General features: G+C 57.5%; 25 protein-coding genes. 19 read left to right on the top strand and 6 right to left on the bottom strand.

All coding sequences use genetic code 11. The features are described 5' to 3' along the window. Window positions 1–2: 2 nt before the first annotated feature. The 6 genes from V7730_RS00955 (at window position 3) to V7730_RS00930 (ending at window position 6,301) form a co-directional block, all read left to right on the top strand. Window positions 3–698, top strand: a complete 696-nt coding sequence (locus V7730_RS00955; RefSeq protein WP_335745697.1) for an FkbM family methyltransferase — start codon at window positions 3–5, stop codon at window positions 696–698. A gap of 1 nt (window position 699) precedes the next feature. Continuing rightward, window positions 700–1,737 (top strand): glycosyltransferase family 2 protein, encoded by a 1,038-nt coding sequence (locus V7730_RS00950; RefSeq protein ID WP_335745696.1) that lies wholly within the window; start codon window positions 700–702, stop codon window positions 1,735–1,737. Window positions 1,738–1,856: 119 nt separating this feature from the next. Further along, entirely contained in the window at window positions 1,857–2,825 is a 969-nt protein-coding gene (locus V7730_RS00945) for a phosphoadenosine phosphosulfate reductase (protein ID WP_335745695.1), read from the top strand. A 73-nt stretch (window positions 2,826–2,898) separates the two neighbouring features. Then, window positions 2,899–3,930 carry a dihydroorotase gene (gene pyrC, locus V7730_RS00940; RefSeq protein ID WP_335745694.1) on the top strand — a complete coding sequence of 344 codons (1,032 nt, stop codon included), beginning with the start codon at window positions 2,899–2,901 and terminating at the stop codon, window positions 3,928–3,930. Window positions 3,931–3,984: 54 nt separating this feature from the next. Further along, a complete protein-coding gene (locus tag V7730_RS00935; protein ID WP_335745693.1) occupies window positions 3,985–4,662 on the top strand; it encodes an orotate phosphoribosyltransferase in 678 nt (225 codons plus the stop codon). A gap of 142 nt (window positions 4,663–4,804) precedes the next feature. After that, window positions 4,805–6,301, top strand: a complete 1,497-nt coding sequence (locus V7730_RS00930) for a replicative DNA helicase (RefSeq protein WP_335745692.1) — start codon at window positions 4,805–4,807, stop codon at window positions 6,299–6,301. A gap of 255 nt (window positions 6,302–6,556) precedes the next feature. Here the strand turns inward: V7730_RS00930 and V7730_RS00925 are convergent, their stop codons facing one another. Further along, window positions 6,557–7,855, bottom strand: coding sequence for an alpha/beta hydrolase family protein (locus V7730_RS00925; RefSeq protein ID WP_443070169.1), 1,299 nt, complete (start codon window positions 7,853–7,855; stop codon window positions 6,557–6,559). A 169-nt stretch (window positions 7,856–8,024) separates the two neighbouring features. Here V7730_RS00925 and V7730_RS00920 point away from each other — a divergent pair, with 169 nt between their 5' ends. The 13 genes from V7730_RS00920 (at window position 8,025) to V7730_RS00860 (ending at window position 19,472) form a co-directional block, all read left to right on the top strand. Next, window positions 8,025–8,825 (top strand): DUF1194 domain-containing protein, encoded by an 801-nt coding sequence (locus tag V7730_RS00920; RefSeq protein ID WP_335745690.1) that lies wholly within the window; start codon window positions 8,025–8,027, stop codon window positions 8,823–8,825. A 54-nt stretch (window positions 8,826–8,879) separates the two neighbouring features. Beyond that, window positions 8,880–9,914 (top strand): alanine racemase, encoded by a 1,035-nt coding sequence (gene alr / locus V7730_RS00915; protein WP_335745689.1) that lies wholly within the window; start codon window positions 8,880–8,882, stop codon window positions 9,912–9,914. After that, a complete protein-coding gene (locus V7730_RS00910) occupies window positions 9,911–10,360 on the top strand; it encodes a paraquat-inducible protein A (protein WP_335745688.1) in 450 nt (149 codons plus the stop codon). The genes alr and V7730_RS00910 overlap by 4 nt, the downstream gene beginning before the upstream one ends. Window positions 10,361–10,499: 139 nt before the next feature. Further along, the gene (locus tag V7730_RS00905) at window positions 10,500–11,306 is read left to right on the top strand and encodes a DNA repair protein (RefSeq protein ID WP_335745687.1); all 807 of its coding nucleotides are present in this window, start codon (window positions 10,500–10,502) and stop codon (window positions 11,304–11,306) included. 116 nt (window positions 11,307–11,422) lie between these two features. Beyond that, a complete protein-coding gene (radA, locus tag V7730_RS00900; protein WP_335745686.1) occupies window positions 11,423–12,790 on the top strand; it encodes a DNA repair protein RadA in 1,368 nt (455 codons plus the stop codon). 27 nt (window positions 12,791–12,817) lie between these two features. After that, entirely contained in the window at window positions 12,818–13,375 is a 558-nt protein-coding gene (locus V7730_RS00895; RefSeq protein ID WP_335745685.1) for a CvpA family protein, read from the top strand. A 209-nt stretch (window positions 13,376–13,584) separates the two neighbouring features. After that, window positions 13,585–15,069 carry an amidophosphoribosyltransferase gene (purF, locus tag V7730_RS00890; RefSeq protein ID WP_335745749.1) on the top strand — a complete coding sequence of 495 codons (1,485 nt, stop codon included), beginning with the start codon at window positions 13,585–13,587 and terminating at the stop codon, window positions 15,067–15,069. A gap of 103 nt (window positions 15,070–15,172) precedes the next feature. Continuing rightward, a complete protein-coding gene (locus V7730_RS00885; RefSeq protein ID WP_335745684.1) occupies window positions 15,173–15,565 on the top strand; it encodes a hypothetical protein in 393 nt (130 codons plus the stop codon). 111 nt (window positions 15,566–15,676) lie between these two features. Further along, window positions 15,677–15,943 (top strand): type II secretion system protein N, encoded by a 267-nt coding sequence (locus V7730_RS00880; protein WP_335745683.1) that lies wholly within the window; start codon window positions 15,677–15,679, stop codon window positions 15,941–15,943. 56 nt (window positions 15,944–15,999) lie between these two features. Beyond that, the gene (locus V7730_RS00875) at window positions 16,000–16,644 is read left to right on the top strand and encodes an SDR family NAD(P)-dependent oxidoreductase (RefSeq protein ID WP_335745682.1); all 645 of its coding nucleotides are present in this window, start codon (window positions 16,000–16,002) and stop codon (window positions 16,642–16,644) included. Between the two features lie 60 nt (window positions 16,645–16,704). Then, the gene (gene surE / locus V7730_RS00870) at window positions 16,705–17,490 is read left to right on the top strand and encodes a 5'/3'-nucleotidase SurE (protein ID WP_335745681.1); all 786 of its coding nucleotides are present in this window, start codon (window positions 16,705–16,707) and stop codon (window positions 17,488–17,490) included. Beyond that, window positions 17,487–18,152, top strand: a complete 666-nt coding sequence (locus V7730_RS00865) for a protein-L-isoaspartate(D-aspartate) O-methyltransferase (protein ID WP_335745680.1) — start codon at window positions 17,487–17,489, stop codon at window positions 18,150–18,152. The genes surE and V7730_RS00865 overlap by 4 nt, the downstream gene beginning before the upstream one ends. Window positions 18,153–18,212: 60 nt before the next feature. Then, window positions 18,213–19,472, top strand: a complete 1,260-nt coding sequence (locus tag V7730_RS00860; protein WP_335745679.1) for a peptidoglycan DD-metalloendopeptidase family protein — start codon at window positions 18,213–18,215, stop codon at window positions 19,470–19,472. A gap of 70 nt (window positions 19,473–19,542) precedes the next feature. Here the strand turns inward: V7730_RS00860 and V7730_RS00855 are convergent, their stop codons facing one another. The 5 genes from V7730_RS00855 to tatA all read right to left on the bottom strand — a co-directional run bounded on the left by V7730_RS00855 (window position 19,543) and on the right by tatA (window position 22,492). Continuing rightward, window positions 19,543–19,959: a VOC family protein gene (locus V7730_RS00855; protein ID WP_335745678.1), complete on the bottom strand. Its 417-nt coding sequence runs from the start codon at window positions 19,957–19,959 to the stop codon at window positions 19,543–19,545. 69 nt (window positions 19,960–20,028) lie between these two features. Beyond that, on the bottom strand, window positions 20,029–20,871 hold the full coding sequence (locus V7730_RS00850; RefSeq protein ID WP_335745677.1) for an ATP-binding protein: 843 nt from the start codon (window positions 20,869–20,871) through the stop codon (window positions 20,029–20,031). Beyond that, a complete protein-coding gene (gene tatC, locus V7730_RS00845) occupies window positions 20,868–21,800 on the bottom strand; it encodes a twin-arginine translocase subunit TatC (protein WP_335745676.1) in 933 nt (310 codons plus the stop codon). The genes V7730_RS00850 and tatC overlap by 4 nt, the downstream gene beginning before the upstream one ends. Continuing rightward, window positions 21,797–22,264: a Sec-independent protein translocase protein TatB gene (gene tatB, locus V7730_RS00840; RefSeq protein WP_335745675.1), complete on the bottom strand. Its 468-nt coding sequence runs from the start codon at window positions 22,262–22,264 to the stop codon at window positions 21,797–21,799. The genes tatC and tatB overlap by 4 nt, the downstream gene beginning before the upstream one ends. A gap of 6 nt (window positions 22,265–22,270) precedes the next feature. Next, entirely contained in the window at window positions 22,271–22,492 is a 222-nt protein-coding gene (gene tatA / locus V7730_RS00835) for a twin-arginine translocase TatA/TatE family subunit (protein ID WP_335745674.1), read from the bottom strand. Between the last annotated feature and the right edge of the window lie 54 nt (window positions 22,493–22,546).

Below are 22,546 nucleotides of genomic sequence, written 5' to 3'. Positions count from 1 at the left end.
CGATGGAAGATCAAGCCACCCGTGATCCCTATGTCATGTCCAGAGGCATGAAATTCCCTAACGACGGGCATTTCATCGCGGAAAAGTTGGCCGCAGCTCTGCGTGAAAACCGCTATGAAGCACGAGAGGCGCAATGCGCTCTGCGCCTTGTGCGCGACGAAGACACGGTGGTTGAGTTAGGCGCAGGTATCGGCTTTATGTCCACGCTGGTGGCGACCCGATGCAACATCAAAAACGTCTTCGCCTTTGAGGCCAATCCGTCCCTGATCCCCTATATTGAATCCGTCCATGCTGCCAACGGGCTGCCCAACGCCCATGTCACCCACGGACAGCTAGGCAAGCGCAACAGCAGCACAAAATTCTATGTGCGGGATTATTTTCCTGCATCCTCAATGACCTCGCTAGAGAGCGACACTGAGGCGAACACGCAAACGGTGAAGGTCGACGTGCTTAATGCGTCCCACGTATTCAAGGAAATCCAACCCAACATCCTGATCGCCGATATTGAGGGCGCAGAAGCCACCCTGTTGCCGCATCTGGATCTCACTGGCCTGCGCGGCGCCATGATCAAGCTGCATCCCCAACACATCGGCCCCGAAGGCGTGAATGCCGTGTTCCGCACGATGTTGGACACCGGCCTTGCCTATTACCCGCGCGGCTCGACCCATAAGGTCGTCTGCTTCCGGCGTGCTTGGTAGGATGACGCATCTTGCCATCCTCTGCGTGCGAAACGAGGCCGCGTTTTTGCTCGAATGGCTCGCCCATCAGCGTGCCGTCGGGTTCGAACATTTTCTGGTGTTTTCAAACGACTGTCAGGACGGCACCGACGCCATGCTGGATCGCCTCGAAGAGCTGGGCCACCTCATTCACCTCCGAAATACCGGCCCCTACGACAAGGGGGGCATTCAATTCACCGCGCTGAAAAAGGCGGCCAAACACCCTGTGGTTCAGCAGGCAGACTGGATTTTGCCACTGGATGTAGATGAATTCGTCAACATCCACTGCGGCAATCACACGCTGGCCGCCTTGCATGACGCTATCCCCGATGCGACGGCGATCACTCTGACATGGCGCCTGTTCGGCGCGAATGCTCAAGTCCGCTATGCTGATGAACCGGTGCTGGATACCTTTACCCAAGCTGCCCCCGCTGTGATGTACTGGCCATGGCGCGCGGCCATGTTTAAAACCCTCTACCGCAATGACGGTACTTACAAAAAACCTGGCGTGCACCGCCCCCGCAATCCCGACGACACCAAGTTGGCGCAAGCGCGCTGGTTTGATGGTAACGGCGCCCCCCTACCAGATTCTTTTGTAAACAAACGTATTTTTTCCAACTTCGGACAAGACAATTATGGTCTGGTCCAGCTCAACCATTATCCACTTGGTGCCATGGAAAGCTTTGTTCTCAAGGCGGATCGTGGTCGCGCAGTTCACAGCGACAACCTGTTGGGGCTCGATTACTGGGTGGAGCGAAATTTCAACACGGATGAGGACACCACGATCCAGAGCCTTGCCGACCCACGCGCGGCCGAACTGGCAGCCCTCAAAGCAGATCCTGTGCTGTCCAAACTTCATACCGCTGCTGTCGAGTGGCGCAGTGCCCGTTTTGAAGCCTTGTTGCAGCAAGAGCCATTTCGCGCGCTATTTGGTCGCCTGATGATGGCCGCGCCCTCCCAGCCAGTACCGTTGAAGGCCGCGAAATTCATGGTCCACTACGCCAATCTTGCACGCAAGTAGGTCTTAAACCCGCCCCAATGTGACGCGCATTTTCCGCAATTTGGCCCTATTGCCTAGATATACTGCATCCTGAACCTGTGTGCACCACACGCCACACGGGACAGATTGAGGACGCGCACATGGCCGATGAGAGCCTGAACTTCCAGACGTCGCTTGCTGGAATGAAGAAATCCGACTGGCTGGCAGCAATTGAAGAGCTGTGTGACGAAGATGGCTATTTTGAGCAATTGGGCAAGCGCCACTATGCCGCCTTTATCGAAAGATCGCCAATCTTGCTGGTCACCTTCGAAACCCTTCAGGGCATTCCGGCGTTGTCATCACTGGCCCAACCGCTTGGCTGGGAAATGATGCAGCAAAATGGCTGGTCCAGCCTGTGCATCGCGTCGAATGGTGACACGTGGTTTCGTGACCGCACTGTTTACGGCTTCTTTGACCGGCTGATTGACGACGGTTTCTTTGATGAGTTCGAACAGGTGATTTTTTATGGCGCAGGCCCGTGCGGTTATGCGGCTGCTGCGTTTTCTGTTGCGGCCCCCGGCGCGCGCGTGCTGGCTGTCCAGCCACAGGCCACACTTGATCCGCGCATGACCGAATGGGATGACCGGTTCAAGCCGATGCGGCGCGAAGACTTCACTTCCCGCTACGGCTATGCGCCCGATATGCTTGACGGGGCGACGGCGGCTTATGTCGCCTATGATCCGCGCCAACAGCTCGACGCGATGCATGCCGCTTTGTTCACCCGCCCCAATACCCACAAGCTGCGATTGCCTCACATGGGTGATGCGATCCAGACCGACCTGCTGGAAATGGAACAATTGGGGCCCCTCTTGTTAGCCATCTCCGAGGAAACTCTGGACGATCTAGGCTTTGCCCGCATGATGCGCGCCCGCAGGACCCATCCGCCCTATCTGCGCAACCTGCTGGCCGCTCTGGACGCGGACGGACGCGAAACGTTCGCGCTGGCGCTCGCGCGGAATGTCACCTCGCGTATGAATGCCCCCCGCTTTGCCCGCCGTTTGACGGCTGCACAAACAGACGCGACGCAATCCGATTCCCACAGTGACGATGAACCTTCTTCTGACACCTGATTGCCCCGACCTCAGGCCAGTTTTTGCCGAAAGCCTATAGCGTGGGCTTCCGCCCCGTGCTAGCACGCGGGCCATGATACAAAAGCTCACGATCCGTCGTCCCGATGATTGGCACCTGCACCTGCGCGATGGCGATATGCTACGCGCCGTGCTGCCACATACGTCCCGCAACTTCGCCCGCGCGATCATCATGCCTAATCTGGTGCCACCGGTGGTGACTGCCGCCGATGCCCGCGCCTACCGCGATCGCATCGTCGCCGCGATACCTAAGGGCGACGATTTCACGCCCCTGATGACGCTGTATCTTACCGAAGACACCGATCCTGCCGACGTCGCTGCCGCTTACGCCGAAGGGCTGATCACTGCGGTCAAACTATATCCTGCCGGTGCCACAACGAATTCGGCCTCAGGTGTGAGCGACTTTGCCAAGGTCGCTTCAGTGCTAGAAAAAATGGCCGGGATTGGCCTGCCCCTTTGCACCCACGGCGAGGTTACTGACGCCTCTGTTGATATCTTTGACCGCGAAGCCGTGTTCATCGATCGTGTCCTCGACCCGATCCGCCGCGCCCATCCAGAACTGCGCGTGATCATGGAGCATATCACCACATCAAACGCAGTCGATTACGTGCGTGCCAACGACAAGAACCTCGGCGCGACAATTACCACGCACCATCTGGTGATCAACCGCAACCACATCCTCGCTGGCGGCATCAAACCCCATTACTACTGCCTGCCTGTGGCCAAACGCGAAGAGCACCGCCTAGCTCTGCGTGCAGCCGCAACATCCGGCGATGCAAGGTTTTTCATCGGGACTGATTCCGCACCCCACACCGATGAAAACAAACTGCTGCCTTGCGGCTGTGCGGGCTGCTTTACCGCCCCCAACACCATGTCGATCCTTGCCGAAGTGTTCGAGCAGGAAGGCGCGCTGGACAAGCTTGAAGCCTTCACTTCCCTGAACGGCCCAGCCTTCTATGGCCTGCCTGCGAACGAAGATACCGTGACGCTGGTGCGCGAAGAGGCACAATTTCCGCCGAACATCGACACGCCCGAAGGTCCCGTGACCGTCTTTGACCCGCAGATGACCCTTCACTGGACTGCCTGACCTTAAAGAACCGAATAATCCCACTCCGACGCCTGCTCCGAAGGACCCATATTCATGATCCCCACCACATATCCCGATCCTTCCGAGATCGCCCGCCTCACCGCACGTATGCTGCTAGAGATCGGGGCGGTGAACTTTAACACCGAAACGCCCTACACATTGGCGTCCGGCTTGCCCTCACCCAGCTACATCGATTGCCGCAAGCTGATCTCATATCCGCGCATCCGCACTACCTTGATGGATTTCCTGACCATCACCGTGATGCGCAACGTGGGCTTTGAAGCATTTGACAACATCGCCGGTGGCGAAACTGCAGGCATCCCCTTCGCTGCACTCGTGGCCGAACGGATGGCCCTGCCCATGACCTACGTGCGTAAAAAGCCTAAAGGTTATGGCCGCAACGCGCGCATCGAAGGCGACATGAGTGAAGGTCAACGCGTGCTGCTCATCGAAGATTTGACCACCGACGGCGGATCCAAGCTCAGCTTCGTGGATGCGATTCGTGAAACCGGCGCCACCTGCGGCCATACAGCCGTTATCTTCTATTACGACATCTTCCCGGAGACCAAAAAGACACTGGGAGATCACGGTGTTGAACTGCATCACCTGTGCACATGGTGGGACGTTCTGACCGAAGCCAAGGCACAGCAGGCCTTCCCTGACGCCACGCTCGCAGAGGTGGAAAAATTTCTAAAGTCTCCCCGTGAATGGCAGGAAGCCCGCAAAGGCTAAAACCACAGGTTGACGAGTGCGCACCATTCATCGCAAGATGTGGTGCGCGCATTTCCTCCACAAGTTATCCACAGAAAACATACAGTTTGCGCGCCCGCATCCCCTTCGTTATGGAAAGAAACGGGGTAAATCGGGGTAGAACATGAACGAGATTTCGTCACTGAACACGACCGGCGTCGCCGTGCAGGCGGCCGAGACCATGCCGCACTCCATCGAAGCCGAACAACAGCTTCTGGGTGCGATCCTGACAAACAATGACGTTTATGACCGCGTGGCGTCCGTTATCGGGCCGCGGCATTTCTATGACCCCGTGCACGCGCGCATCTTCGAGATTGCCGCCGCGCGTATCGCCAAAAACAACCTCGCCAGCCCTGTGACGCTCAAGGCGTTCATGGAAGACGACGAGGGTCTCAAGGAACTCGGCGGTCCGGCTTATCTGGCCCGTCTGGCCGGTGCAGCGATCTCCGCCTTTGCGGTGCGTGACTATGCGCAGATGATCTATGATCTGGCCGTGCGCCGCGATCTGATTGCCCTTGGCCGCGACATCGCCGCCAAAGCCGCAACCGTCAATGTCGCGAACGAACCGCGCGAGCAAATTGTCGAGGCTGAACAGCAGCTCTACAAACTGGCCGAACAAGGTCAGGTCGAAAGCGGATTTCAAAGTTTTCTCAAGGCGGTAACAGACGCGGTTAACGTGGCGAACGCCGCCTACCAACGCGACGGGGGGTTGTCCGGCGTCTCAACTGGCCTGATCGACATGGACAAGAAACTGGGCGGTTTGCATCGCTCTGACCTTCTGATCCTTGCTGGTCGTCCCTCGATGGGCAAAACCTCTCTGGCCACCAACATCGCGTTCAACGTCGCTAAAGCCTATAAGCGCGGCACGCTGCCCGATGGCAGCGAAGGTGCAATTGATGGCGGCGTTGTTGGCTTCTACAGCTTGGAGATGAGCGCCGAGCAGCTTGCCGCGCGTATCCTTTCCGAAGCCTCCGAGATCCCTTCCCAACAGATCCGCTCGGGCGACATGACAGAACCTGAATTCCGCCGTTTCGTGGATGCAGCCAAGTCGCTTGAGGCTTGCCCGCTTTATATCGACGACACGCCTGCCCTGCCTATCTCTCAGTTGGCAGCCCGTGCACGCCGCCTGAAACGGACGCATGGCCTTGACGTGCTCATCATCGACTACCTCCAGCTGGTGCGCGGCACCGGCAAGAGCGAGAACCGCGTAAACGAAATTTCCGAGATCACCATGGGCCTGAAGGCCATCGCCAAAGAACTCGATATTCCGGTGATCGCCCTGTCACAGCTTTCCCGTCAGGTGGAAAACCGCGAAGACAAACGCCCACAGCTCTCTGACCTTCGTGAATCCGGCTCGATCGAACAGGATGCGGACGTGGTTATGTTCGTGTTCCGCGAAGAATACTACAAAGAGCGTGAGAAGCCCGGCGATCACGAGCTGGACAAAATGGCGATCTGGCAAGAAGAGATGGAGCGCCTGCACGCACGTGCCGAAGTGGTTATCGGTAAGCAGCGTCACGGTCCCATCGGAACGGTCGAGCTAAGCTTTGAAGGTCGCTTCACGCGCTTTGGCAACCTCGTCAAACCGTGGCAACAAGAAGAAAAAGAGCCAGAATATTAAGGTCGGTGGACAACTCTGTGAACAAAATTTCCTGACTAGGTAATTCTGGTTGCAGTTCAAAATCTTGCGAAACAGCCCTCACGTGTACACAACTTTGCCGTGAAAGGGCTTTCAATGATTGTTATGCGCGTTGACATCGCCCGCACAAGTCACTTTCCACGCAGACAAGAGAGCCGCGACAATACGATCTGAGCAAGAAAAAAGGGGCCGCGCAATCTGCACGGCCCCCCTTCCATTCTAGTGCTCTTTTCAATCTTATTGAGGCGCTTTTGTCTCGTAGACCAAGCCTTTGGCAGTGCCTTTGGCGAAGCCGTTCCAATAATTGTGGTCAGCTTTTGGGGTGCCGTCCTCGTTCATGGACCAGACCCCATCGTTCGAGTTCTCGACCAACTCAAGGTAGTCACCAGCCGCCTCGTCGCCTTTCAGACGCTCGTCTAGCCACGCGGTCACGAAATGCTGCGCGATGTTGTTCATGCGCGCGGTGTTCCAGACCGGATCGGTATAGTGCTCGGAGATGTCAAAGCCCTTGTCTTCGTTGAAATAGAAGCTCTCGGTCGGCGCAGGCATCGGCGCGCCCGAGTTGTGGCCACCGTTGGTGTAGGTCAGCAGCGCGGTTTCCACACTGCTTACGTTCTCCCAAATCGCCCGCACACCTTTTTCGTAAAGCGATACATCATCCTGGGAGCCTGCTATGAACAGCATCGGGATATTCACACCTGCAAGGCCCGCTGCATCCCAAAAACCCGTATTCATGCCCCATGGGCCAAAGGCCACGGCGGTTTTGATGCGCGGATCGGGCAGCGCGTTGTGCGTGTCAGAACCGGCCTGATGAATGCCCAGCGTTCCGTGTGGACCGCCCCAGCTATAGCCGACCGACGCTTCGGTCACACCACCCCCAGCCGTGATGATCGCGCCATAACCGCCCATGGAATAACCGATTAGGCCAGTATTATCAGCGTCATAAAGACCGGCAAACTCGCCGCCTTCAGCGGCCTTGCCTACCATTTCTTCAAGTACAAATAGCTGGTCAAGCGACCGGTTCACCAGCGTTGAGCCAAACGCAGCCTGCGTCCGGTACGTGCTGTCCGTGTGGTCGATCGATGCCACAACATAGCCTTTCGAGGCCAAATTCTCGGCCAGATGAGACAGCAAGAAGCGGTTACCGGGATAGCCGTGGCTGATCAGGACCAGCGGATAGGGCGTATCGGCCGCTGCAGGAGCAGCATCGCGCATGGCACGCCCCGTGAGCTTCACCTCGGTTGTGCCGTCACGCAGATAGGCCTTCAACTCGGTGGAGCCAGTGGCCCCTTCTGCCGCCGGATACCACATCTCAACCGTCAATGGGCGGTCATAGCGCGGCATTTCTGCAGGCATATCAGCGGCGGGGTCAACAGCCAGAATGTCGATCTGGTTCGGGTTGACCATATCCAACTGGCGCACCCCGACAGGCAGCTCTCCATAGGCTGACAGCGCAGGCGCACTTGGCAGCTGTGTGTCAATCGGGTTCGCAATCGCGCCCCCCGCAGCAGCCATCAAAGCCGCCGGTAAGAGCATTTTCACTACAGCATTCATTTTAGTCTCCTCCTCGTTGCAATCACCTTAAAGAGGATGAATTACCTCGGAAGTTTTAGTTCATCTTACGTAACGTCCTTTTGCAGAGTGAAACACCTCACAGCCTACTTCGTGATTGGACAGACGCGCAGCCACTCATCAAACTAAGGCAATGCGAAGCCTGCTGATATTCTTGATCGTTGCCCTTCTACCGCCTCAGCTTTGGGCGCGCGAAGTGGATGTAGAACTGGTACTTGCTGTTGATGTCTCGCGCTCCATGTCACCCGCCGAGCTTGAGCTGCAAAGGCGCGGCTATGCCGAAGCGCTTGATTCTGCCGAAGTGATGGAAGCCATCAAGAACGGACTGCTGGGCCGGATCGCGCTTACTTATGTTGAGTGGGCAGGTGTCGACAGCCATCGTGTGATTGTCCCTTGGACAGAAATATCAACGCCCGAAGAGGCGCAACAGGTCGTCGCCCTGATTGATGCCTATTATGATGACAGCCTGCGGCACACCTCCATTTCCTCGGCGCTCTACTATGCCGCTGACAGCTTTGAGACGAACGGATTTGAGGGGTTGCGGCGCGTCATCGACATTTCTGGCGACGGCCCCAATAACATGGGTCCGCCTGTACAAGCGGCCCGCGATGAGGCCCTCTCACGGCGCATCACGATCAATGGCCTGCCGATCATGACCCGCGATACGATGAGCGCGCTTTGGGGCATCCCCGATCTGGATGTCTATTATTCCCGCTGTGTTATCGGCGGGGCCGGCTCTTTTGTGCTGCCCGTGTTTGGTTGGGATGACTTTCCCGCCGCCGTCAAACGCAAGATGGTTCTGGAAATCGCAGCCCTTCCCCCGACCGCCCCTCCAGCAGAAGAAGTGATTAAGGTGCAATACCAAGCACCCTATGACTGCCTCGTCGGTGAGAAGAAATGGGAAAGAAATCGCGGCTATTGGCAGATTCCGTAACGCAGCGCTGCGCATGGCCTTGACGCGGACGGCAAGACTGTCAAAACCTGCCGCATGAGCACTGCAACACTGACCATTAATCTTGATGCGATTGCATCTAACTGGCGCGCCCTCAGACAGATCGCGCAGACCGAAACCGGCGCCGTCGTCAAAGCAGACGCTTACGGGCTGGGCGCGGAACGCGTGGCGCGGCATTTGGCGGCGCAAGGCGAACGCCAGTTTTTTGTCGCCGTAGCCGAAGAAGGTGTCGCCTTGCGCCGCGCCCTTGGGTCCGGCCCTTCCATCTCTGTTTTTTCGGGGCATATGGAGGGCGACGCCGACGTGATTAGGGGCGCCAACCTCACCCCAATGATCAATTCACTGGACCAAATGCTGCGCCACGTCGAAGCGCTGCCCGGCCATCCGTTCGGGTTACAACTTGATAGCGGGATGAACCGGCTGGGCATGGAGCCGGCGGAGTGGTCTGCCCTGCGGGACATCGCACTGGCGCAAAATCCTACCCTAATCATGTCCCACCTTGCTTGCGCGGATGAACCTGACCACGCGATGAACGAAGCACAGCGCGCGGTGTTCGAAGACATGACCAACGGGATTGACGTGCCGCGCTCGCTTTCAGCGACGGGCGGCATCCTGTTGGGGCCGGATTACCACTACGATCTGGTGCGACCCGGTGTGGGTCTTTACGGCGGCTTGCCGTTTATTGACGCGGCTCCCGTAGTGACGTTGGATATTCCGGTTGTGCAAGTGCGCCATGTTGCGGTTGGAGAGACTGTCGGCTACGCAAACGGTTGGACGGCCAAGCGCCCATCACAGGTTGCCACGATCTCGGCCGGTTACGCGGACGGACTGATCCGCGCAATGGGAGCGCAGGCAAAAATGCATGCTGGCGATATTGCAGTGCCTGTCATCGGCCGTGTTTCGATGGACTTGATCACTGTCGATGTCACTGATCTGCCTAACGCCCCCAAAAGCCTTCAGTTGCTTGGATTGCACCAGTCAGTGGATACCGTGGCGGATTTTGCAGGCACCATCGGCTATGAAATCCTCACCAGCCTTGGTGGGCGGTACAATCGCGTCTGGCGCACATGAAGCTGCTGCGCATTGCCAATCTCGCGCTGCTGGTACTTTACCCAATCGCGTGGTTCGCCCCTCTGATGCGCGCAGGTCTGTTGCCGCTTTTTGGGCTCAGCGAGATTTCGGTGATGACCGGCATTCAATCGCTTTGGGCATCGGACATTTTTCTGGCCCTTATCGTGACCATCTTCGCGCTCTTTGCCCCCTACCTCAAAACAATCGGCCTTGCGCTGATCCACTTTGACTTGCTCAGCCCGCGCGTCGAAAAAGTGCTCGAAATTATGGGCAAGCTGGCGATGACAGATATTTTTTTGATTGCACTGTATATCACCTTGTCAAAAGGAATCGGTATCGGCCGGATCGAAGTGGCATGGGGCCTGTATCTTTTTACCTTCTGCATCATAGCTTCCCTGCTCATAAGCTTGAAAACACAACAATTATCATCTCCAAAGCCGGATTAAGTGTCTTTACGGGGACAATAGCGCGGGTTCTAACGCGTTCATGGTTAAATTTCCCTTTGCAAGGCTGCGTGGGGGGATTACCCATTATAGGCGCGCGTTTAAGCGATTTCTTGCTTATTCTCCGCCTTAAGGACCGGTCATGCAAAACCTGAAAGCCATCGGCTTTTTCATTCAGTACTTGATGCAGCGTTTGGCGCTGTTGTTTTTCGCTGCCTGCGCGGCAGCGTTGACCACTGCGACCATCATGGCGGCCTTGGGGTTCTGGGCATGGATCGACGTGCCATTGAGCTACGCCGGAGCGACAGTTGAAAACGCAGGCATGTATTTTCAGATCGCAGCAACGGTTCTGGCGGCTTGCATTTGCTTTTTCTTGCCAGCCAATGCGCGCATCATGCAACTTGAGAATTCGCACCGCAACTTCAGCGTGTCCATGGATGATGTTGCGCGCGCTTATGGCGCAGTGCACGCCGCTGACCGTGGCCGCACGTTCAAGCTCAGTTCAGAATTCGATGCGGTACGCGAGCGTCTGGCCTATCTGCGCGATCACCCTGATCTGAGCACGCTTGAGCCTGCCCTGCTGGAAGCCGCCGCTCAAATGAGCCACATCAGCCGCGAGCTGGCTGAGGTCTACTCGGACGAAAAGATCGGCCGCGCACGTGAGTTCCTCAAGCAGCGTCAGGAAGAGATCAGCCTGTTCAACAGCCGTCTGGATCAAGCGAAATCGATTTCGACTGAGATGAAGCACTGGCTGCATGAGGTCGAAATGGAGGAAAGCGTTGCCGCCGCACAGCTGGCACGTCTGTCCGAAGAAATGAACGAAATCCTGCCGCAACTGGGTCGTGAAACAACCCTGCAGATTGCGGCTGTGGAACCGGATGACGAGGCGCCGCTTGATAGCACCGCTTTGGACAATAGCGTTTACGAACTGCCTAAAGCGGCGGAATAAGCGCTGGCCTGACCTTTGTCACGACACGCAGACAGGCCGTGACAGACCCGTCGTATTCGCACTGCGCACACCCTTTTCCCATTGATCCCGACTGCCGCCCAAGGCACTAACACGCCATGGCAAAAGCAATCACGACCTTCTCCTGCACAAAGTGCGCCGCGACCTATCCTAAGTGGTCCGGCCGCTGCGATAACTGCGGCGAATGGAACTCTATCCAAGAAGACAAAGGTATCAGCGCAGGCCCCCCGTCCAAATCACTAGGCGCGCGGCGTGGCAGCTCGATGCAACTGATGGATCTGGCGACCGAAGAAGCCCCCCCTCCTCGGACGCTCAGCGGTCTGGGCGAACTGGACCGCGTGCTGGGCGGCGGGCTGGTGGCAGCTTCGGCCATTCTGGTTGGCGGTGATCCCGGTATCGGGAAATCCACTCTATTATTGCAAGCCGCTGCCGCCTTTGCCAATCAAGGGCTCAAGGTTGTCTATATCTCGGGGGAGGAAGCCTCGGCACAGGTGCGCATGCGCGCGCTGCGTCTAGGCCTGTCCGACGCCAGCGTGCGGCTTGGCGCTGAAACCAATCTACGCAACATCCTCACCACGCTGGACAAAGAGCGCCCAGAACTGGCGATCATCGATTCCATCCAGACAATGTGGGCCGATAACGTGGAAAGCGCGCCGGGGTCGGTCTCCCAAGTACGTGCTGCCAGCCACGAGTTGACGTCCTTTGCCAAACGCACCGGCACTTCAGTCGTGCTGGTCGGCCACGTGACCAAGGAAGGCCAGATCGCTGGCCCTCGCGTGGTTGAACACATGGTAGACACCGTCCTTTATTTCGAAGGTGAGCGCGGCCACCCCTTCCGCATCCTACGCTCGGTCAAGAACCGCTTTGGCCCCGCCGACGAAATCGGCGTGTTTGAGATGACAGGCCGCGGGTTGGCCGAGGTGACAAACCCCTCTGCCCTGTTCCTGTCCGAACGCGGAGCACCATCAGCCGGCTCGGTTGTTTTCGCCGGCATCGAGGGCACGCGCCCCGTGCTGGTCGAGATTCAGGCCCTTGTGGCTCCTTCCCCCCATTCGCAGGCACGCCGCACGGTTGTCGGCTGGGACGGTGGACGTCTGGCAATGATTTTGGCGGTGCTTGAAGCACGCTGCGGGATTCCTTTTGCAGGGCTTGATGTCTACCTAAACGTGGCTGGCGGGATGAAAATCACTGAACCAGCCGCCGATCTAGCTGTAGCTTGCGCGCTTTTGAGCGCACGCGAGGATGCGGCACTGCCTGCAGAAACTGTGGTTTTTGGGGAGCTTAGCCTCTCGGGCGCGCTGCGTCCTGCGACGCAGACCGAAAACAGGTTGAAAGAAGCGCAAAAACTTGGTTTTACCTCCGCAATCGCACCCAAAGGCGGCAAGGCTGTAGGCGTAGACGGTATTACGCTTCGGCCCATGGCGGATCTGACGGCGTTTGTGGGTGAAATATTCGGCGCTGGTTAAAGCGCCCTGAGGAAAGGCAAGACGAGCATGGAAGGTTTTACCATCATTGACGGCGTTGTGGCGCTGGTCATTGTGATGTCGGCGCTGCTCGCTTACGGCCGCGGCTTTGTGCGTGAGCTGATGGCGATTGTAGGCTGGATCGTAGCAGCAGTGCTTGCTTATCTGTTTGCACCGCAGGTCGAGCCATTGGTACGTGAAATTCCAGTGATCGGTGAGTTCCTTGCCGACAGCTGTGAGCTGTCGATCATCGGTGCGTTCACGCTGGTACTGGCCATCACCCTTGTGGTTGTGTCGCTCTTTACGCCGCTGTTTTCATCGCTTGTGCAGCGCTCAATCTTGGGCGGGTTTGACCAAGCCCTCGGGTTTATCTTTGGCGTGGCGCGCGGTGTTCTGCTGGTTGCGATCGGCTTCTTTGTCTATTCTACTGTTATCACGGGCCAGCAGTTCACAATTGTTGACGAGAGCCGCTCTTCGGTCGTGTTCGGACGCTTCACCGATGACATCCAGAATTCCGATCCGGATCAGGCACTGGGCTGGATCACGGGCAAATATGAACAACTGGTATCAAGCTGCTCGGCCGAGTGATCGGCGCTTGGGATATTCAAGGGAATTGCTCTCGCCAAGGCCTAAAAATAGGCCTTGGCGAGAGCCCCTGCGGAATCCAGCCGGATGGTTGGACGTGACGAAACAAACCTCTTAATCGCGGCGTGACTCTGCGCGCAGAGTTTCGTACTACCCCTCTATCCCTTGACGGCCTCAGGAGCGCTCCCTTGTCCCATACCCCGACCAAGAAAATGCCCCCCGCCCATCCCTTCGATACATCTTACCTGACCGACGCAGGTGATGATGATAAACTAAAGGAAGAATGCGGAATCTTCGGTGTTGTCGGCGTGACGGACGCAGCCAACTTTGTTGCCCTCGGCTTGCATGCTTTGCAACACCGCGGTCAGGAAGCAGGCGGCATCGTCACCCACGACGCAGAGGTCGGATTTCAATCGGCCCGCCGCTTTGGTTACGTCCGCGACAACTTTACCAGCCAAAAGGTCATGGAAACCCTGCCCGGCCCGATTGGTATCGGGCATGTGCGCTATTCCACTTCCGGCACCAAAGGCCAGACAGCCATCCGCGACGTGCAGCCATTCTTTGGCGAATTCGCCATGGGTGGCGCAGCGATTGCGCATAACGGCAACATCACCAACGCCAATGCGCTCCGCCGTGAGCTGATCGAGCGCGGCTCGATCTTCCAGTCGTCTAGCGACAGCGAATGTATCATTCACCTGATGGCCCGCTCCTTGCAGCGCAACATCCCCGAGCGGATGGAAGATGCGCTGCGCCGCGTTGAAGGTGCGTTCTCAATCGTGGCCATGACCCGCAGCAAATTGATCGGTGTGCGTGATCCGCTGGGCGTGCGTCCGCTCGTGCTTGGCAAACTCGGCGACGGCTACGCGCTCAGTTCCGAAACCTGCGCGCTAGACATCGTTGGTGCCGATTTTGTCCGCGAAATCGAACCAGGTGAGATGGTTGTCATCACCGAGGACGGCGTGCAAAGCCACTTCCCCTTCCGCCGCCAACCGTCCAAGTTTTGCATTTTCGAGCATGTCTATTTCTCGCGCCCAGACAGCATCCTTGGCGGTCGCTCTGTCTATGAGACCCGCGAGGCGATTGGCCGCGAATTAGCGAAAGAAGCCCCTGTGGATGCTGACATGGTTTGCCCTGTCCCCGACAGCGGTACTCCTGCTGCCATCGGCTACAGCCTGGAAAGCGGTATCCCCTACGCGATGGGCATCATCCGCAACCAATATATGGGCCGGACGTTCATTGAGCCGACAGAGAGCATCCGCAACATGGGTGTGCGCCTAAAGCTGAACGTGAATCGCGCGTTGGTTAAGGGAAAGCGGATCATTCTGGTCGACGATTCCGTAGTGCGCGGCACGACCAGTCGTAAGATCAAGGAAATGATTCTTGACGCCGGCGCTGCCGAGGTCCACTTCCGCATTGCATCCCCTCCGACCGCATGGCCGTGCTTTTACGGTGTGGATACGCCGGACCGCGACAAACTTCTGGCGGCCACGATGTCAGAAGAAGAAATGCGCGTGCATCTGGGCGTAGATAGCCTGAAATTCATCTCGCTGGACGGTCTTTACCGTGCGGTAGGCGAAGCGGAGGGGCGCAATAAGTCCTGCCCGCAGTACTGTGATGCCTGCTTCTCGGGTGAGTATCCCGTGATACCTTCCGACAAAGTAGAAAGCGGGTTTGTAATGAAGTCCGCTGCTGAATAATCTCCAGACGTTCCCACAAGGGGCTGACCGAATTTCTGATTGCATCAGATCTCGCCAAGCTTGCTGACATTAATTGTCAGCAAGCTTGTGCTAAACTCAAACCATGACCAATCCTTTTGACATCACCCTATCGCTTTGGCCTGCGCCTGCCCGCGTGGCGTTTGACGAAATCCGCGCAGTGATTCTCAATGCTGCCCACGGAGCGGATGCACGGCCACTGACCGAGAGCCTCAAGTGGGGACAACCCGCATGGCGGCCAGTTCGCCCGCGTAAGGGCAGCACACTTCGGCTCATGTGGCAGGACAATGCGCCGCAGACCCTTGCGCTTTTTGTGGACTGTAAAACGTCTCTCAGTGCGACCATGCAGGAAATATATCCCGCTGAATTTCAATACGAAAACAACCGCGCGCTCCGGCTTTCTCTTGAACGCCCCCTCCCCCTGCAAGCTATCGACCACCTTGCGCGCCTGACCTTTTCCTACCATCGCAAACGTTAACGGCCTCTATCCGCCGACGCTGTGGCAAAGCTCTGCCTAGAGCCTAGAACGCCCCTTCATTCCGGCAGCAAGACTGGATAGCTCCCCGCAAATCAGCAGCAAGGAGCAATCATGTCCACACAAGACGCCGGCACACCGACACCGCAAAAGGTTGAACAGCTCGCCACGCAAGCGGTGCAGCTGGACCGTATCGCACTGATCGGCATTTTCGGCACTCAAGGTGCGCCCCGCGCGCTGATCCGCATGCCCCAAGGCAACACACAAACGGTGACCGTTGGCGATACCATTCGGGGTGGGATCATTAAGGCTATTGGCGCAGATCAATTGGTTCTATCGCGTAACGGCGCCCAGCAAGTCATGCGGATGCCGCGCGGATAAAACCACTCAGCCTAGCCCCCTTGACGCCGCCCACTCTCCCGCGCATATCCCTTTCCATGACACAGAAAACTGCATTGATCACAGGCGCCTCGCGCGGACTTGGCGCCGCCATGGCCGAGGCGCTGGCCCCTACCCACCACATCATCGCTGTAGGCCGCACCGTTGGCGCGCTTGAAGAGCTTGATGACCGGATCAAAGCCAAAGGCGGCAGCGCCACGCTGGCTCCGATGGACATTACCACGCCTGAAGCCATGCAAACGCTCTGCCGTGGCATCCATGACCGTTGGGGCGCACTGGATCTATGGTTGCATACGGCAGTCCATGCCGCTCCGCTAACGCCCAGCGACCACATCGATGGAAAAGACCTCGAAAAGTCCATCACCGCGAACATCACCGCGACAGCCACACTGATCAACTATGTCGCCCCTCTTTTGGGTGAGGCAGGCCGCGCCGTATTCTTTGAAGACCCTGTTGTTGGCCAGAAGTTCTACGGCAGCTACGGCGCAACCAAAGGCGCGCAGATTGCGATTGCGCGCAGCTGGCAGGCCGAAACAGCACGCATCGGGCCACGCGTAGATATCCTCACGCCGGAACCGATGGCCACAGCCACGCGTGCGCGGTTCTTCCCGGGTGAAGATCGTGCGACATTGACTGACATCCATGCAGAAGCAGCACGTCTGCTCGCAATACTCCAGAAATAAGCATCCCCTCGCTTGCCCGCCTGACGCGCCTCGCCTATCAAGGCGCAAAGGGGCAATTTCATGCGCATTCTGGTTACCAACGACGACGGCATCAATGCACCGGGCCTTGCGGTTCTGGAAGGCATCGCCACCACGCTGGCGGGCCCGCAGGGCGAAGTCTGGATCGTGGCCCCCGCCTTTGAACAATCAGGTGTGGCGCATTGCATCAATTACACCAAACCAACCCTGATCACCCGCCTCGAAGATCGCCGCTATATGATCGAAGGCAGCCCCGCTGACTGCGTCCTTTGCGCGCTCTATGATCCGATGAAAGATGCCCGCCCCGATCTGATCCTTTCTGGCGTTAATCGCGGCAACAACGCTGCTGAAAACACGCTCTATTCCGGCACCATTGGCGCCGCCATCGAGGGTGCTTTGCAGGGCGTGCCCTCCATCGCGCTGTCGCAGTATTACGGCCCCGCGAACCGCGAACTTGATGATCCATTCGAGGCTGCCGTTGAACACGGTGCAGATGTCTGCCGCCGCATTCTGGCGCAGAACAAAGGCGATCATAATGGCTACAGTCTGTTTTGGAATGTGAACTTCCCGCCTGTTGCAGCTGCGGACGTCAAAGGCATTCGTCTGGCAGCGCAAGGGCGCAGACCGGGTGTGAATTTCTCTACCGTGCCTCATGATGCCCCCAACGGGCGGCGCTTTTTGTGGATCACCGGTGGCAACCAGCAGGTGCCGCCCGCAGACGGCACCGATGCAGACGTGAACCTTGACGGTTATATTTCCGTCACCCCCATGCGTGCAGACCTGACAGCCCATGACGTCATCGAAGGCTTCGCGGACATGAACACATGAGTGACGACCACGAAGACGACGACTCCATCGCACAGCGGAAAATGCAATTCCTCTACGCCCTGCGCTCAAAAGGCGTGACCGATAAGCTGGTGTTGGAGGCGATGGAGGCCGTGGACCGTGGCCCATTTATACGCGGCATCTTTGCCGAGCGCGCGTATGAGGATATGCCCCTGCCCATCGCCTGTGGCCAAACCATCAGCCAGCCTTCGGTAGTCGGCCTGATGACCCAAGCGCTCGAAGTATCGCCGCGCGACAAGGTGCTAGAGATCGGCACAGGCTCCGGCTACCAAGCCGCAATATTATCCAAGCTGGCGCGGCGCGTCTATACTATTGATCGCCACCGCCGCCTTGTCCATGAAGCACGAGGCATCTTTGACGCGCTCGACCTCAACAACATTACCGCCATCACTGCTGATGGCAGCTTTGGGCTGCCCGAACAGGCCCCGTTCGACCGCATCATTGTGACAGCGGCAGCCGAAGACCCCCCCGGCCCCCTTCTTGCCCAACTCAAAGTAGGTGGCATCATGGTGCTGCCTGTGGGCCAATCTGACACCGTTCAGCACCTGATCCGTGTGCGAAAAACCGCCGATGGACTGGAATATGACGAAATGCGCGCAGTTCGCTTCGTTCCGTTGCTCGAAGGGTTGGGCAAAGACACATAATCTGGTATAGACGCCGGAAATCTCGGGCACACGGGATAGGCAGTGACAAGGACCTCATTGATGACATTTCTGAAGATACGCGTATCCACGCGGCGTTCGCTTCTTGCGGGTGCTGCTTGCCTCACCCTTGCAGGATGTCAGGATCCGCTTGATTTCGATCTGCGTGGTCTGGGCGGTGGGTTCACCACGGCCAATGCGGCGCAAGCTCCGCTGGCCCCACGCCCAACTCCGGATGATCGCGGCGTCATCTCCTATCCCAACTATCAGGTCGCGGTGGCCCGCCGCGGCGATACGCTGGCTGATGTGGCAAAGCGCATCGGTCTGGACACCGCCACACTGGCCAGCTTCAATGGCATTGATCCAAAAGTCCCCCTGCGCAAGGATGAGATCATCGCCCTGCCAAGCCGAGTTGCGGAACCGTCCCCCGCCACCGGTGCTACAGCTACTGGCCCGATCAAACCTGTCGATATCTCCTCGGTGGCTGGCGGTGCGATCAACCGCGCGCCCGCAACACCCGGTGTACAGACGACCACGCTCGCCCCGATTAACGCGCCCCAAGCCCAGACCGGTAAAGAACCCGCACGTCACAAGGTTGAGCGCGGAGAGACCGCATTTACCGTGGCGCGTCTCTATTCCGTACCGGTCAAGGATCTGGCTGCATGGAACGGTCTCGGTGCTGATTTCGCAATCCGAGAAGGTCAGTTCCTGCTGATCCCCGTGCCATCTCAGAACCCGCCCAAAACAGCACCAGCGCAGTCGGCATCTGCCTCTACGACGTTGCCTGGTCAGGGTTCCACAACACCAACACCACCTTCAGCGACCAAGCCGCTGCCAGCAGAAAAAGTTGAACCTGCCGTGGCGCCAGCGGCCGCCGCAAAGACCGCGACAACAGCAGTTGCCGCAGCACCAAAGCCTGCTGCACCGGCAAAACCAGTGGCCGCTGTTGGCAAAACCACCAAGCCCGCCGCGACGGGTAAGCTGGTGCGTCCGGTCGACGGAACCATTATCCGCGAGTACTCTAAGGGCAAAAACGAAGGCATCAACATCAAGGCCGCACCGGGAACATCCGTGAAAGCAGCCGACGCTGGCACCGTAGCCGCCATCACCAAAAGCGCTGATGGTGTTCCGATTATCGTCGTACGACACCCCGATAATCTGCTTACCGTCTATGCAAATGTAACGGATGTGAGTGTGACCAAAGGCGATAATGTCTCACGCGGTCAAAGCATCGCAAAGCTGCGTGGCGGCAACGATTCATTCGTTCACTTTGAAGTGCGCAAAGGCTTCGACAGTGTCGATCCGAACCCGTTCTTGAATTAAGCCATAGGGCGTTCGCAGACCATTTAGTCCGCTTTGCGGGATATGACTGTGAGCGCCCTTACATTCTGCGTTATCCGTCTTTGCCTGGCTTGTTCGGATCGTTGGAAAACAGTGCGATCTTGTTGCCTTGAGGATCGCGAAGGTAGCACACATAGAAATTTGGGCCATATGAGGCGCGAAAGCCGGGTTGCCCCTCATCAAAGCCGCCTGCGGCGAGTGCTGCGGAATGCAGGTCACGAACCTGCTTTTGATTACGCGCCTCAAACGCGACCATGGCGCCGTTTCCGGCCGATGCGGGCTGTCCATTGAAGGTTGGTTTGACATAAAAATCCGGCTGAACGGGAGACTGCCCCGCTTGAACGGGCAACGCATAACTTAGCCCCTCTGGCCCCTCCTTAAGCCCGTAATCAAGAGCGGGCAGGAAAGCAGAGTAAAATCGTTTCGCGCGCGCGATGTCATCAGCACCGACGGTAACATAGGCAATCATGCTGCGCGTTTCCTTCTAGAAGTTCGGATATTGCAACTGATTAACATCGTTACGCTAAATCAACGCCCTTTAAGTAAACCTAACGCCCCTGCGTCCGGCCAAATCAGTAAAGAATTGCCATGCAACCCGCCCTGACCTGCTGCCACGTGTGGCCTGCCATTCAATCGCTTCCGCGCGTAGCTCTGTATCCCCGATTTGCACACCATGAGCATCGCAATAGCCACGGATCATTGCCAGATACTGGTCCTGATCACAGGCATGGAATCCCAGCCACAGACCAAACCGGTCCGACAGGGATACCTTCTCTTCCACAGCTTCAGCGGGATTGATCGCCGACCCACGCTCGTTTTCGATCATGCCGCGGGGCATGAGGTGACGGCGGTTCGAGGTCGCGTAAAGCACCACATTCTCAGGCCGTCCTTCGATGCCGCCATCCAAGACCGCTTTGAGCGATTTGTAATGGGCATCATCGTGGCCAAAACTCAGATCATCGCAGAACAGGATAAACCGCTCGGATGAGCCGCGCAGCAGGTTCAACAAGCGCCCCACCGACGGCAGGTCCTCGCGTTGCAATTCGACCATCTTAAGGGAAGGAAAATCTGCTCGAAGCGCGCCATGTATAGCTTTGACAAGGCTGGACTTTCCCATTCCCCGCGCGCCCCACAATAAGGCGTTGTTGGCAGGCAGTCCGGCAGCAAACTGGGACGTGTTCTGGATCAAGGTAGCGCGCGCGCGCTCCACCCCCAGCAGCAAGGCGATATCAACACGTGATACCTTCGCCACCGGTTCCAGCCTGTCCGGCCCTGTGTGCCAGACAAAGGCAGGCGCCTCAGAGAAATCAGGGGCAGCAAGCGGCGCCGGAGCCATTCGCTCCAGCGCCGCTGCGATCCGGTCCATAGGGTCGTCAATCATAGATCGCGGTCCTTAGGTTCTTCAACAATAGGGTCTTCGCGATCCATCTCGTCGGCCATAGCGTCAAAATCAGCCTCGGCTTCGTCATCGTCGTCATAGAAACCATCTTCGCGCAGCTGCTTTTCACGCTTGGCATCAACACGGCTCACCAGAAAGATCGAAATCTCGTAAAGCCCGTAGACCACCACAAACAGGATCAGCTGCGTCACAACGTCAGGTGGCGTCACCAATGCGGCCAGCAACAGAATGCCCACCACAGCGTATTTACGCACGTTACCCAAACCTTCGGCTGTCACCAGCCCTGCCTTACCCATCAGCGTCAGCAGTACTGGCAGCTGAAAGCACAACCCGAAGGCCACGATCATTTTCAGCGTAATATCAAGGCTTTCGTTCACCTTACCGTTGAACACGATATCAATGCCAGAGGTCTTGGCATCCCCCGTGGCAATCATCGCCGAGAGGTAGGAGGCAGCGTCCGAGAAGCCCAAAAAGAACTGCATCGCTAGCGGCACAACGACATAATGCGCAAAAGCCGCGCCCATCAGGAACAGCACAGGCGATGCGACCAAAAACGGCAAGAATGCGTTCTTTTCGTTTTTGTACAGGCCCGGCGCCACAAAGCGCCACAGCTGGTTGGCAATCACTGGAAAGCTGATAGCAAGGCCGCCCACCATTGAAATGCGAATGAGCGTAAAGAAATACTCCTGCGGCGCAGTATACTGCATCACAGGGTTCGGGTTGCCCAGATTGCGCATGGTTTTTTCAATCGGGACCAGCAGGAAATCAAGGATTATGCTGCCGAAGGAAAAGCAGATGATCATCCCGACCACAAACGCCAGAACCGAGCGGATGAGCCGCGTGCGCAGCTCTGCCAGATGCTCGATCAGCGGCGCTGCGCTGTCTTCGATGTCGTTGTCAGTGGCACTCATGTGTCCGCTTTCTTTTGCGCAAGCTTCTCTTGCAGCGATGCTTCAAGCTCGTCCGCCTTCTCCAAAGCTTCCTTGGCCTCGCGCGCTTTACGCTCTGCCGCCATGCGTACGCTGTTGGCTTGGATACGCGCGGCATTATCGGCCCGCTCGGCAGAAAGCTTGCCCGTCTCGCTTTTTGGATCAAAGTTGGTGAGCGAGCTTGCCGCGTCCTTCACCCCGTCCATCGCGGAGCCAATCGGATTGGTCGCCGCCTTGAGCGATTTATTCAGCCCACTGGTCACTTCGCGCACACCGGATTGATCAGCGGCATCGTTCATGGCGCTGGTAAACTCGCGCGCCATCCCTTTGGCCTTGCCGACAAACTGGCCCACGCGGCGAAACATCACCGGCAGATCCTTAGGGCCCACGACGATCAACGCCACAACCCCCACCACCAGCATTTCGGTCATGCCAATATCGAACATGGGCGTTTACACCTTTTCCTTGGGCTCGACTTCGGGCTGTGGAATTTCGGACACGTCATCTGCATGGGCGTCCAGCTGTTCTTTTTCGCCCTCATTGATGCCCTTTTTGAAGCTTGTGATGCCTTTGCCCACTTCGCCCATCAAGGACGAGATTTTGCCTCGACCAAAAAGCACCAATACGACAACTGCGATAAGCAGCAGGCCCGGCAAACCAATATTGTTCAGCATGTCTTTTCTCCTATGGATGAATCATGTCCTCCCGCAGACGGGAAACTGTCCCTG

It is taken from the genome of Sulfitobacter sp. (genome assembly GCF_036961165.1).
In the GTDB taxonomy this organism is placed as follows: domain Bacteria; phylum Pseudomonadota; class Alphaproteobacteria; order Rhodobacterales; family Rhodobacteraceae; genus Sulfitobacter.
Note: the sequence above shows the minus strand (reverse complement) of the source record. Positions and strands in the feature narration are given on the sequence as shown.